Genomic DNA, 12,008 nt, shown 5'->3' with positions numbered 1-12,008 from the left:
CAGTCGGTGGTGGCCGGTGGTGGACGTCCTTCGGACTTCTACGCGGTGGACTTTGCCGATGCGCTGCTCGACGACAACAGCGAGCCGCAGACCGACCCGCTGTTCAGCTTCTACACGCGTGACGGATCGAACAACGTGACCTCGATCGATCCCCGCCCGACGGTGCTGAACACGAGTGTGCAGCCCGGCGCCCCCGTGGCAGCTGCTTACCGCGGTGCCTTTGACTCGGAGGATCTCTGGATCCTCAAGTGGACGGCACTTTCGGATTACGGGCTGCTTCGTCCCACCGCGGCCGACACCGACGGCGACGGCCTGAGCGACGACGACGAGAACAACATCTACGGCACCAACCCGAACAACCCCGACACCGATGGTGACGGCGTGGGTGACGGTGTGGAAGTGGCGAATGTCGCGCTTGGTTTTGATCCTCTCGTGGACGACGCCGCGACGGTGCTTGGCAGTGTTTACACCGAGTCCGCCATCTTGGACCTTCGTACCGCTGCTGGTGTGACGGTGCAGAAGGTCGGCAACACCGCCACCCTGTCCGTGCCGGTTGAGAAGTCCGACAACCTGGGTGGTTGGGATCCTGCCGGCAACATGACCCTTGACGTTGACGTCACAGGACTTGATCAGCAGTTCTACCGGCTCAACGTCCAGGACGCGAATTAAGTTGCTGCTGAAAGATTGCGAAATCCAAGCCGCCCGGTCATCCGACCGGGCGGCTTTTTGCTAGGGGAGCGCCGGGCTCACCCGGCATTCTTGAGCGGGGAGCAATCGCTGGACAAAGCGGATGCTTGACAGCGATGGAAAGTGTTCTCCAGCCGGGTCAATCCAGAGTGTCGTCACCTGCCGCGCCGATGGGTTTGACGAAACCGTCACATTGGGGCCATCGGCAAGCGCGGGTGTTCCCGATTGGATTCCGGCGCTGCCACCACCATGCGTTTGAGCCGATTCTTCATCGCCCTGCTATCCTTGGGAAGCGGGGTCCTTTTCGCCCAGGACGAGCCGGTCTCGAAGACCGAGGAACTCAAGGATTCCGTCCGTGAGTGGATCGAGACCATGCGCGAGATCCAGAACGCCGAGGATGCGTGGGAGCGCGATCGCGTGTTGCTGGAAGACCAGCGGTCGGCGCTGGAAAGCGAGATCGCGGACCTGACCGAAAGGGTCGGGGAAGCGAAGGTTGAAAAGGAGGGTGCCGAAAAGGAGTCGCTCGACGAGATTGCCAAGCGGGACGCGCTGGTCGCCGCCAACGACATGCTGGCCGTAGAGGTGAGGAAGCTGGAAACCGCGATGGTCGAGCGCCTGCCGTCGTTTCCCCGCCCGCTGGCCGACGAGCCACGGGTCAAGGAGTTGATGGAGCAGATTCGCCAGGATGCGGCCCTTTCCGGAAAGGAGGCGGAGGGGGGGCTGACCAAGCGACTGAACAACGTGATCAACCTGCTGACCGAAGCCGAGAAGTGGCAGCAGACGGTGCACCTTCGCGACGAACTGCACGTCTCCGACGACGGCCAGAAGTTCAACATGAAGGTCGTCTATTTCGGGCTGGGCGCGGCCTATGCGGTGAACGGCGCGGGCAACTTCGCGCTGGTGGGCACACCGGGTGACGAGGGCTGGGTCTTTGAAACGCGCAACGACCTGGCCGGGGACATCAAGGAGATGGTGGACGTGCTCAATGGCGACGTGGACGCCCGCTTCGTGGAACTTCCGATCGATTTGAAATGAGAGCCTTGATTCGTATGATCCTGCCCGTCCTGGCGGTGCTTCCCGCACTCGGGCAGACGGCCGCCGAGAAGCAGCTCGCCGAGGCGCGGCAGGAGTTGAAGGAAACGCAGATGGAATACACCGGGATGCGCACGGCCTTGTTCCGTGACATCAACCGTCTCGATGACCAGGCGATCGAGCTGGGTCGGGAGTTGCGGGCGCTGGAGACCGAGGCGGCCCGCCGCACCAGTCGCCGGGCGGCCCTGCAGCGCGAGATCGAGGGCCGGCAGGCGGGCTTCGACTACGCCACCGGCGTGTTGAACAACTACGGCGGCGGACTGCTGACCCGCACCCACCCGGCCGAGAACCAGCTCTACAAGGAGCGCTTGGAGGATGCCTCGGCCAAGGCCGCGGCCGCCGGTGACGACCTGGCGGCGGAATTGGGTCATCGCCTCGAAGCGGCAAGGATCGGGCTCGAGCGCCTGGCGGCGGTTTCCGGCGGGCACCGCTTCGAGGGGGAGGGGCTGCGCAACGGCAGCGAGGCGGTCAAGGGCAAGCTGCTGGTGCTCGGGCCGGCGGTTTACCTGAGCGAGGGCGAGGATGGATTCGAAGGCGTGGCGACCTTCGCCGCGACCGGTACCTCCCTGCCGACCGTGGTCGGCATCACCGGCGTCGAGGACGATGCGATCTCCGAGGTTCTGGCGACGGGATCCGGGAAGCTGCCGCTCGATGCCAGCATGGGCAAGGCCCTCGAGGTGCAGGCGGCCGAAGAGACGATCGGCGAAACGATCGCCAAGGGGGGCATCGTCGGATACGCCATCCTTTCCCTGGGCTTGGTGGCGATCGCGCTGACCGTTTTCAAAGTGCTCGAAATCACGCGCTTCCCGGTGCCGTCGCGCCGGGTGATCAACGAGATCATCGACGACCTGCTTGCCGACCGTCGCGAGGAGGCGGCCAAGCGGGCCGCCAAGCTCAAGGGGCAGGCCGGGCTGATGGTCAGGGCCGGGGTCGAGAATTTCTACGAGAAGCGCCGGGTGCTGGAGGAGGCCTTGTTTGAAAAACTGGTGGTCGTGAAGCCGCGGCTGGAGCGCTTCCTGCCCTTCCTCGGGCTCACTGCGGCGGCGGCGCCCCTGATGGGTCTTCTCGGCACCGTTCTCGGCATCATCAAGACCTTCAAGGCGATGGCGCTCTACGGTTCCAGCAACCAGAAGGCGTTCACCCAGGGGATCTCCGAGGCGCTCATCACCACCGCCGAGGGCCTGGTGGTGGCGATTCCGGTGCTGGTCCTGCACGGCCTCATGCGCAGCCTCGCCAAGGGCAAGTTCAGCGAGGTCGAGGGGGTCGCCATCGCGCTGATGAACGGCACGACCGAAATGGAGAAAACCGGGCCGGGTTCCTCGAAGGATTCCGACGATGACAAGGACATGGATCCCGAACTGATGCCGAACCCGGCTTGAGCTCGATGAACGTTTTCCGGGAAGCCCTGCAGATCTTCACCACCGGTGGGGGGATCATGTACATGCTCGGCGGCGTGGCATTCATCCTCTACGCCAGCGCCTTTGCGGCCCTGGCCTACGTGAACCGCGGAAACCTGACCGGCAAGGACGCGGAGGAGTGGCCCGAATGGCTCGAGGATCCCGAGCATGCGAAGGGCCGGATGGGGGAGGCGCTGCGCTATGTCCTGCACGGCGACCGGTTGACCATTAAGACGGTTCAACGACGGGTGCGCGAAGTGCGGCTCAACCTCGTCTCGGCCATCGACCGGCGCCTGCTGGTGATCAACACCCTGACGGCGGCGGCTCCCCTCGCCGGCCTGCTCGGCACGGTGATGGGGATGCTGGCGATGTTCGGCGGCCTGGCGCAGGGCGGGGCCGGCATGGAGGCGGTCGCCAGCGGCATGCAGGAGGCGCTGATCACCACCCAGACCGGGCTGACCATTGCCCTTCCGGGACTTTTCATCGCGCTCGTCGTGAAGGGGAAACGGGACGCCATCTCGGGCGCGCTCGCCCGGCTCGAAAGCCTGATTCTCACCACCCGGTTCAAGAAAGGTTAGATCATGTTCGGACGCAGTATCGGAGACGAAGCCGACGAGGAGGTTCACGTGGACCTCTCCCCGATGATCGATTGTATTTTCATCCTCCTGATCTTCTTCATCGTCTCGACGGTCTTCGTCGAGGAAACGGGAGTCGAGGTGAACAAGCCCGACGTCGGCGCCGCCGCCAGCGCCCTTGACAGCAATTCCATCCTCCTGGCTGTGACGGAAGAGGACAAGGTCTTCTACGGCGGCGAGAGCATCGGCATCCAGGGGGTGATCGGAAAGATCAAGCCGCTGCTCACCGAGACCCCTGACATGCCGGTGATCATCCAGGGCGACGAGTCGGCCAGCCACGGCGCGGTGCAGAAGGTCCATGGTCAGGCGCTGCTTGCCGGCGCGCAGAAGGACAAGATCTCGATCTCAACGAAGTAAGTGAAAAGGCAACTCCACGTTTACCGACCGCCCCGCGGGCGCAGGACCGGGATCTTCGCGATCCTCGGCGGCGTCGTGGCGACGGTTGCGGTCTTCGTGGCGATTCCGCTTTCGCAGAGGCTGGCCGAGCAGTTCTCGCCACCCGCGGCACCGCCGCCGGAGGTGACGATCGATCCGCCGGAGGACTTCGTGGTCGAGTTGGAGGAACCTCCGGAGGAACCGGACGAACCGCCGCCGGAGGAGCCACTCGAGGAACCTGCGAATCTCGATCTGGGCATGGATCTCGGCGACCTCTCGGTCGGTACCGGCGGGGCCTTCGTGGTGGAAATTCCGAAGTTCGCCATGGCCGGCGGCGACGACCCCTTCGGCGGGGGCATGATGGACAGCCCGCCGCAGCCGATTTCCAAGTCGCAGCCCGTCTATCCCAGCCGACTGCTGAGCAAGGGCATCGGCGGCAAGGTGATCGTCGCGGTGGTGGTCGACAACTCGGGCAAGGTCACCAGTGCGCGGGTGCGGACGTCTTCGGGCATCCGCGATCTCGACAACGCGGCGCTCAAGGCGGTGCGCAAGTGGAGGTTTCAGCCGGCTGTCCGGGGCGGCAAGAAGGTCAAGGCGACGGCGCTGGTGCCGTTCAATTTCGAAGTGAAGCGATGAAGAGAGAACCACGAATGGACGCGAATCCAACTACGCCAAGGCTACGTCGGACAGGTGGACGCGAATGCCGACCATGGAAGATGGCGGATGGAAGATCCTCCTTTGCCGAGGCTACGGCGGCCAGGTGGTGGATGGGGGCCTTGACTGCTGTTTCCCTGATGACACCCGCTTTCGGCGACAAGATCATCCCTCCCTCGAACCTGTTCCGCGATCCGCAGTTCGTCCGCGACTTCGTCGGCAGCTACGGCTTCCACTCCGAGGTCGAGCCCAAGGTGTCGCCCGAGGAAAGCCGTATCCTGGTGAAGCTGCGCGAACTCTTCGAGAAAGGTCGTTTCAGCGAAGCCGAGTCGGAACTGGTCCGCTTCATCAAGGAGACCGAAGCGCCGAGTGATCCCGAGAAGCAGCCGCGGGAGATCAGCCCGGCGATGGTCTTCGTTCTCGGCAACCTGTATTTCTCGGCGGACCGCACGGAAGAGGCGCGCCGGGCATTCCTCGAAGCCATCCGCCGCTTTCCGAAGTTCCGGCGGGCCCACGTGAACCTCGGCTATCTCTACGTCTCGAAGGAGGACTTCGACAAGGCGATGCGGCACTTCCAGGAGGCGGTGTCCCTGGGCGAGGGCAATCCCCGGGTCTTTGGACTGCTCGGCTATTGCTATCTTTTGAAGCAGCAGCCGCTGGCAGCAGAGAACGCCTACCGCCAGGCCTATCTGCTCGATCCCGGCTCGAAGGACTGGAAGTTGGGCCTGGCCCAGACCCTGCTGCAGCAGGAGAAACTGGAGGAGGCGACCGCGCTGCTCGGCACGCTGATCGAAAGCTACCCCGAGGACCAGCAGTTGTGGTTGCAGCAGACCCAGGCATTGCTCGGGCAGGAACGCAAGATGGAGGCGGCCGTGAACCTCGAGATCCTGCGGATGAAGGGGCTGGCCGGCGAATCCGAACTCAATCTCCTCGGCAATCTCTACATGGATCAGGGCGAACCGCAATTGGCCCTGTTCGCCTACCTGGCGGCGATCGAGAAGGGCAAGGAGCTGGACATCGAGCAGGCACTCAAGTCGGCGAAAATCCTCAACGACTACGGCTACCCGGAGAAGGCGGACCAGTTCGTCCGGCGCGTGCGGGCACTCGGAGGGGATCAACTCAGCGAGGAGGACGAGGTGGCGATCCGCCTCGTCGAAGTCGGCATCGCCCGCAGCGCGGAGGACCTCGACCGGGTCGGGGTGCTGCTCGAGGACCTGCTCGCCCGTGATCCGGCGAATGCCGAAGTGGTGCTCGAACTTGGAAAGCACTACGACACCCTGGCCAAGCTGGAGGAGGACGACGAGCAACGCCGGGAGTTTCTTGCCGAGGCCAAGACCCGCCTGCAGATCGCGTCGGGCATGGACGAGGTGGCCTACGGTGCCAATCTCGCGCTCGGCCAGCTTCACGTCCGCGAGAAGCAGTATGTGGATGCACTGCCGAAGCTCGAGCGGGCGCTGGAGTTGAAGGAGAGCGACACCTTGAAGTCGTATGTCGCGAAGGTGCGACGGGCGGCCGACCGCCAGCAGCAGCGCGAGGAGCGCGAGGCGGCGGAGCGCGAGGCGAAGGAAGCGGAAGAGAAAGCCGAGAAGGAGGCCAACCAATGATCATGAGAACCATTCCGGTCGTCGCGGGAATCGTGGCGCTGACCGTTCAGGCGGGTGCCAACGAAGCCCTCGATATCCTCGAGGGCAACAAGCAGGTGGAGGAGCTGAATCTTCCTCCGCTGCCCGAGGAAGAGGAAACCGCCTCCGATGAACCCGTGGTCTTCGTCGAGCCCGAGTGGGCACCGAGTCCGCTCGATCCGGTCTGGTCCCGGGCGGTCCTGTTCGAGGACGAGACGAATCCGTGGGTCCAGCAGGTGGCGATCATGGGTCTCTACCAGTGGGGCGGGGCGTGGGGGACGGCGGAGGTCGAGGGCGGCCGGAACGTGCGACTCGACACCACCCGCACCCGGCGGGCGCGTCTCGGGACCCGGATGAAGATCTTCGGGAATACCGAGCTGGAGGCGGTGGGCGAGTTCGCCGGCGATGCCCGCTACCAGCGGATCGAGACGCTCAAGGGCAAGACCAAGGTGCTGCCCAACCACTACGTCGAGTATGGCAAGTTCCGCCCCCGCTTCGGCATCGAGGGTTCGAAATATTCGAGGGATCCGGCGTCGTTGCTGACGCCCGAGACCACGCTTCTGACCAGCATGCTGATGCCGGCGAGCACCCTCGGCATCGCCTTCGGGCAGGAGTGCGCGCCCTGGGACTGGAGCGTCGGTTGGTTTTCGGGCGACACCGATCGCTACGTCCCCGGCATCGAGGGCCGTGGTTTCATCGCGGCCAACCTGGCCTACGAGACCGGTGAACGGCTGGATGACAACTCGGTCATGCGGACCCGCTGGCACCTCGACTACATTTACAACCTGGACGGGCGGAAGGGAGCCGGCACCCCGCGCTACCGCCCGAACGGCATGACGGCCTCGAACGGTCCGCAGCCGGTTCCGGCCAATCCGGCCTTCCGGCACCTCGTCTCCACCGGGATCGAGCTGGAGGGGGAGCGTTTTGCCTTCGAGGGCGACTTCATGCTGGCGAACGGCGATCTCAACGCCTGGGGTCTCACCCTGACTCCGAGCTACTGGGCCATCCCGGGAACGCTCAATGTCGTCGGCCGCTACCACTACGCCGACACCGACAACCCGGGCGGCCTGGTGGGCGGTCTGGGGGCCGGCAGCGATCCCTTCTATGATTCCTCACCGGTCTTCGTCGGTGATGAATTCCATTCGTTCTACCTCGGAGCGAACGTCCATCTCTATCAGGATAAGGTGGTCTTCCTCAACGGTCTCGAATACACCATCCTGGAGGATCAGGCCGGCGGCAACTTCGACACCGACGCGTGGATCTGGCATTCCGGGGCGCGCGTTTCATTCTGACCGATCCATCCCATGAGGCTTCTCTCCTTCCTTTTCGTTCTCGCCGGGCTCTGCCACGGCGCGGATCTCGACGTCGAGGCCGTCGGCCGCGATCTCAACGGCTGGCGGGGCGGAGTGGCCCGATATTCGCTTTCCGGCACGAACTTCGAAGTGACCCGGCCGGTGACCCGGAACGATGCCAACGGCAACCTGATCGCCACGACGGTGATTCGCGAACTCAAGGGAGGGACCCCGGTCTTTGAAGGTTCGCTCCGGATGCTGATCTCCCCGGACGGCCTGGTCCGGACGATGTCGATGGAGGGAACGGTGGATGGAAGGGAATTCACCACCGGGGAAACGACCCGTCCCGAGCCGATCCTTCCGGCTTCCGGAAGTCCGGACGGCGCGGTCGATGGAGAGGTCGACGTCACCCCCGTGAATCCCGAGAAGAGCATGCGGGAGTCTTTTTCCCAGGCCCTCCGTTCCGCGGTCGAGCGGGCCGGAAGCTCGAAGAAGCTGGTCAAGCGGGACCTCAGCTCGTGGATTTTTTCATCCGAGGCTTCGTCGGGTGAGGTGATCGCCGGTGGGGCGGATCCGGTCATCCAGGCGATCTTTCGCCAGAGCCGGGGCTGAATCGCCGGGCACCGGAAACCGGTTTTCATTGGACCTTCGGCGGATCCGGTTAAACTGCGCGTATGATCAAGCTTCTGGTGATTTCCGGCAGTGCGCGGCGTGACTCCGTGAACCTCAAGCTCGGTCGCGTTGCGTGCCGGATCGGAGAGGGACTGGGGGCGAGCTGCAAATTGATCGACCCGCGTGAATACGAGCTTCCGATCTATGATGGCGATCTTGAGGAGAAGGAGGGTCTGCCGCCGGGAGCGGTCGAACTGAAGAAGGCCTTCGAGGCGGCGGACGGCCTGCTGTTCTGCTCGCCGGAATACAATTCGTCGATCACGCCGCTGTTGAAGAATCTCATCGACTGGGTCAGCCGTCCGGCAAGCGGGGACGAGGCACCACTCTCCGCCTACCGCGGCAAGGTGGCCGGCCTGGTGTCGGCGTCACCGGGTGGTCTGGGCGGCATGCGGGGCCTGGTGCACCTGCGTTCGATCCTGGGGAACATCGGGGTGCACGTGATCCCCGCCCAGTATGCCCTGGCCGGCGCCTACGGGAAATTCGATGATTCCGGCGAGCTGACCGACGAAGAAGCGGTCGAAAAACTCACCGGGGTGATGAAGCAGCTGGTCGAAACGACCCGGCGGCTGTCGGATTGATCGACGCACCGGTCCCGGACCGTAAGCTTCCCCTGCCAGGCGGGGTCGGTCCGCTCTCTCTCCACCCACGAATCGCATGAAACTCCCTTCCATCACGTCTCTCATGATTTCCGGCATCGCCAGTCTGTCCGCCGCCCACCCGGTGCCGGATAGCGAGAGCTGGCTCACCTTCGAAGGGAAGGAGGGTCCCGGGAAGGGCAAGCACGTCGTCCTCATCGCCGCCGATCAGGAATATCGCAGCGAGCAGGCCATGCCGATGATGGCCCGCATCCTCGCCGAGCGCCACGGCTTCGACACCACCGTGCTCTTCGGGGTCAACGAGGACGGCCTCGTGGATCCGACGCTGCCGGTCTACCCCGAGAAGGGCAGGGAGTCCGAATTCAAGGAGCACAACATTCCGGGACTGGAGCATCTCGCGAGTGCCGATTGCGTGATCTTCTTCCACCGCCTGCTGACCTTGCCGGACGACCAGCTCAAGCACATCGTCGCCTACCTCGACTCCGGCAAGCCGATCATCGTGCTGCGGACCGCCAACCATGGTTTCCGCGGGCCGATCCCCTACGAGATCGATGGGAAGCCGGTGCGCTTCGAGGACATCATCGGCGGTCGCTTTCTCGCGCACCACGGCAACTGGCAGCGCGACTCGACCCGCGGTGACATCGTGCCGGAGATGAAGGACCATCCGGTGCTTGCGGGGGTGAGGGACATCTGGGGGACCTCCGATGTTTACCGTACTTACAAGGAGGGCGAGGGGCTGCCGGAGGGCTGCACGGCCCTGGTGAACGGCCAGCCGCTGATCGGCCGGGAGAAGGGTGGCGCCGACAATCCCGAGAAGGAACCGCTTCCGGTGGTGTGGGTGAAGAACTGGAAGACCAGCAAGGGCGGGTCCGCCCGGGTGCTGCACTCGACCATGGGCAGCGCCAAGGATCTGCGGTCCGAGGGTCTGCGTCGCCTGGTGATCAACGGAGTTTACTGGGGCATGGGCATCGAAGACAGGATCGATCCCGAACGCAGCGTGGACCACGTCGGCAGCTACAAGCCGCTCGACAGCGGCTTCGCCTACGACAAGCTCGGTGTGGTTCCCCGCAAGCCGGCGGATTACGTCGAGTGAACCGAATCAATAATCCACCGACTGCAGATACAAGCCGTCGGCGGGAGCGCAGAAGCTGGAGCGGCCGTGGGGTAGGCCCTCCGGTTGATCGAGGAACCGTGCGAAGTCGTCAGGCGGCAAACGGCCTTCGGCGACGCGGACGACGGCTCCGGTGAGCAGCCGTACCATCTTGTAGAGGAACCCATCGCCGCTCCAGGTGAGCCGCCAGCCGTGGTCGAGGGGCTCGACGCTGGCGCGGGTCAGGGTGCGGTGGTGGTCGGTGGCTTCGGTCTCGTTGCCCCGCTTCGCCGCAAAGGCCTCGAAGTCGTGCCGGCCGAGGGTGATCTGAAGCGCGGCTTCGAGCTGGGTGGGATCGAACTGCCGCGGCAGGTGCCACGCCAACCCGGCGCGGAAGGGCGAGAGCACCGGCTCGGTCGCGATGTCGTAGTGGTAGGTCTTTCCCTTCGCGGAAAAGCGCGCGTGGAAGTCCGCCGAGGCTTCCTCGGCACCCAGGACGCGGATGCTGGGTGGCAACTTGGTGTTGAGGGCGGGGACCCAGTTGAAGGGGTTCATGGTGAGCGCTTCGGGGGCGTCGAGGTGGGCGACCTGGGCCAGGGCGTGCACGCCGGCGTCGGTGCGTCCGGAACCATGGACGCGGACGGGCTCCTTGGCGACCTCGGTGGCCGCCGCTTCAAGAAGGTCCTGGACCGTGTTGCCGCCGGGCTGCGACTGCCATCCCTCGTGGGGCCGGCCGTCGTAGGAAAGGGTCAGCTTCAAGCGCATGGGGGGGAGGCTGCGCCTCCAAGTTCCAAGTGAGAAGTTCCAACTTCCAAGTGCCCAGACCGGGGAGCGGGTTTTGTCATTTGTCATTTATCATTGGTCATTGAAGGCGCAGCCTTCCGACGTGGATCGGGAGATCGAAGGATTCATCCGCTTTGTCGCGGTGGAGCGGGGGCTTTCGGAGGCCTACCAGCTGTCACTGCGCCAGACGCTTGAGGCGCTGGGTGGCTGGATGAAGAAGCGCGGGCTGCCGATCGAGGACCTCGGCACCGACGAACTCTCGGAGTTTCTTGCCGATCGCAAGCGTGGCGGACTCGCCGCGTCGTCGCTGCGGATCGCGACGGTGCACCTCAAGGTGTTCTTCCGCTGGCTGGCGGCGACCGGGGTGTTGCCGATGGATCCCGCCGAGCCCCTGCTGGCCCCACGCTCCGGCCAGGCGCTGCCGGAAACACTGAACCGGACGATGATCGAGCGGCTGCTGGACGGCATCGATCTCACGCGGCCGCTGGGGCTGCGGGACCGGGCGATGCTCGAGCTGTTCTATTCGTCGGGACTGCGCCTGAGCGAGTTGTGCGGGCTGAAACTCGAGCAATACGATGCCGACGACCGCTTCCTGCGGGTGACCGGCAAGGGCAACAAGACGCGCGTGGTGCCGGTGGGCGGAAAGGCCCGCGAGGCGCTCGAGGCGTATCTGGCCCGGGAGCGCCGGAGCCTGGTCGGGAAACGAACGGGCTCGGAGGTCTTTCTCAGCGTGCGGGGTGGGCGGCTGTCTCCGGACCGGGTGCGGCAGATCGTCAAGGAGCGGGCGGCCCAGGCGGGGATCGAGAGCAAGATCTACCCGCACTTGCTGCGGCACTCGTTCGCGACCCATCTTCTCGAAGGAGGTGCCGACCTGCGGGTGATCCAGGAGTTGCTCGGCCACGCCGACATTTCCACCACGCAGATTTACACCCACATCGACGGCGCACGGCTGAAGTCGATCCACAAGAAGTTCCACCCGCGCGGGTAGCGAACTCCGGACGGAGTGGCTCCTTGCAGGAGCCATGGCAGGGCGGGGCGACCTTCAGGTCGCGACTGACGGCTTGCCTCGATTCACCACGGGACCTTTCCCAGCGGACGGGAGTCCGCCCCGCC

13 protein-coding genes are annotated in these 12,008 nt (G+C 64.8%); 12 read left to right on the top strand and 1 reads right to left on the bottom strand.

Annotated features, from left to right (window positions below):
• From ACG2LG_RS16940 to ACG2LG_RS16890, 11 genes are all read left to right on the top strand, one after another.
• Window positions 1-669 (top strand): thrombospondin type 3 repeat-containing protein (locus ACG2LG_RS16940; RefSeq protein ID WP_396260950.1); only part of this gene is annotated, 669 nt, incomplete at its 5' end.
• A gap of 267 nt (window positions 670-936) precedes the next feature.
• Window positions 937-1,722, top strand: a complete 786-nt coding sequence (locus tag ACG2LG_RS16935; protein ID WP_396260948.1) for a DUF3450 family protein — start codon at window positions 937-939, stop codon at window positions 1,720-1,722.
• A gap of 14 nt (window positions 1,723-1,736) precedes the next feature.
• Window positions 1,737-3,158, top strand: a complete 1,422-nt coding sequence (locus tag ACG2LG_RS16930) for a MotA/TolQ/ExbB proton channel family protein (protein WP_396260946.1) — start codon at window positions 1,737-1,739, stop codon at window positions 3,156-3,158.
• A gap of 5 nt (window positions 3,159-3,163) precedes the next feature.
• The gene (locus tag ACG2LG_RS16925) at window positions 3,164-3,754 is read left to right on the top strand and encodes a MotA/TolQ/ExbB proton channel family protein (RefSeq protein WP_396260945.1); all 591 of its coding nucleotides are present in this window, start codon (window positions 3,164-3,166) and stop codon (window positions 3,752-3,754) included.
• 3 nt (window positions 3,755-3,757) lie between these two features.
• Window positions 3,758-4,168, top strand: a complete 411-nt coding sequence (locus ACG2LG_RS16920) for an ExbD/TolR family protein (RefSeq protein WP_396260943.1) — start codon at window positions 3,758-3,760, stop codon at window positions 4,166-4,168.
• Entirely contained in the window at window positions 4,169-4,822 is a 654-nt protein-coding gene (locus ACG2LG_RS16915; RefSeq protein WP_396260941.1) for an energy transducer TonB, read from the top strand.
• Between the two features lie 158 nt (window positions 4,823-4,980).
• On the top strand, window positions 4,981-6,444 hold the full coding sequence (locus ACG2LG_RS16910) for a tetratricopeptide repeat protein (protein ID WP_396260940.1): 1,464 nt from the start codon (window positions 4,981-4,983) through the stop codon (window positions 6,442-6,444).
• A 2-nt stretch (window positions 6,445-6,446) separates the two neighbouring features.
• Entirely contained in the window at window positions 6,447-7,754 is a 1,308-nt protein-coding gene (locus ACG2LG_RS16905) for a hypothetical protein (RefSeq protein WP_396260938.1), read from the top strand.
• Between the two features lie 12 nt (window positions 7,755-7,766).
• A complete protein-coding gene (locus tag ACG2LG_RS16900; RefSeq protein ID WP_396260936.1) occupies window positions 7,767-8,366 on the top strand; it encodes a hypothetical protein in 600 nt (199 codons plus the stop codon).
• Window positions 8,367-8,428: 62 nt separating this feature from the next.
• Window positions 8,429-9,004 carry an NADPH-dependent FMN reductase gene (locus ACG2LG_RS16895; RefSeq protein ID WP_396260935.1) on the top strand — a complete coding sequence of 192 codons (576 nt, stop codon included), beginning with the start codon at window positions 8,429-8,431 and terminating at the stop codon, window positions 9,002-9,004.
• A 76-nt stretch (window positions 9,005-9,080) separates the two neighbouring features.
• On the top strand, window positions 9,081-10,115 hold the full coding sequence (locus ACG2LG_RS16890) for a ThuA domain-containing protein (protein ID WP_396260933.1): 1,035 nt from the start codon (window positions 9,081-9,083) through the stop codon (window positions 10,113-10,115).
• Window positions 10,116-10,121: 6 nt separating this feature from the next.
• On the opposite strand, the gene truA is transcribed toward ACG2LG_RS16890, so the two are convergent.
• On the bottom strand, window positions 10,122-10,877 hold the full coding sequence (gene truA / locus ACG2LG_RS16885; RefSeq protein WP_396260931.1) for a tRNA pseudouridine(38-40) synthase TruA: 756 nt from the start codon (window positions 10,875-10,877) through the stop codon (window positions 10,122-10,124).
• Between the two features lie 121 nt (window positions 10,878-10,998).
• Between truA and ACG2LG_RS16880 the strand changes: the two genes are divergently transcribed.
• A complete protein-coding gene (locus ACG2LG_RS16880; protein ID WP_396260929.1) occupies window positions 10,999-11,883 on the top strand; it encodes a tyrosine recombinase in 885 nt (294 codons plus the stop codon).
• Window positions 11,884-12,008: the final 125 nt, after the last annotated feature.

This window comes from Haloferula sp. A504, assembly GCF_044385805.1.
Lineage (GTDB): Bacteria > Verrucomicrobiota > Verrucomicrobiia > Verrucomicrobiales > Akkermansiaceae > Haloferula.
The sequence above is the reverse complement of the archived record's forward strand: the minus strand, read 5'-3'. Positions and strand labels throughout refer to the sequence as shown.

Excerpts from the sequence above, each read along its gene's own strand:
- ACG2LG_RS16900 (WP_396260936.1), top strand. The coding sequence starts at position 7,767 with ATGAGGCTTCTCTCCTTCCTTTTCGTTCTCGCCGGGCTCTGCCACGGC.
- ACG2LG_RS16925 (WP_396260945.1), top strand. The coding sequence starts at position 3,164 with ATGAACGTTTTCCGGGAAGCCCTGCAGATCTTCACCACCGGTGGGGGG.
- ACG2LG_RS16905 (WP_396260938.1), top strand. The coding sequence starts at position 6,447 with ATGAGAACCATTCCGGTCGTCGCGGGAATCGTGGCGCTGACCGTTCAG.
- truA (WP_396260931.1), bottom strand. The coding sequence starts at position 10,877 with ATGCGCTTGAAGCTGACCCTTTCCTACGACGGCCGGCCCCACGAGGGA.
- ACG2LG_RS16920 (WP_396260943.1), top strand. The coding sequence starts at position 3,758 with ATGTTCGGACGCAGTATCGGAGACGAAGCCGACGAGGAGGTTCACGTG.
- ACG2LG_RS16935 (WP_396260948.1), top strand. The coding sequence starts at position 937 with ATGCGTTTGAGCCGATTCTTCATCGCCCTGCTATCCTTGGGAAGCGGG.
- ACG2LG_RS16895 (WP_396260935.1), top strand. The coding sequence starts at position 8,429 with ATGATCAAGCTTCTGGTGATTTCCGGCAGTGCGCGGCGTGACTCCGTG.
- ACG2LG_RS16910 (WP_396260940.1), top strand. The coding sequence starts at position 4,981 with ATGACACCCGCTTTCGGCGACAAGATCATCCCTCCCTCGAACCTGTTC.
- ACG2LG_RS16930 (WP_396260946.1), top strand. The coding sequence starts at position 1,737 with ATGATCCTGCCCGTCCTGGCGGTGCTTCCCGCACTCGGGCAGACGGCC.
- ACG2LG_RS16890 (WP_396260933.1), top strand. The coding sequence starts at position 9,081 with ATGAAACTCCCTTCCATCACGTCTCTCATGATTTCCGGCATCGCCAGT.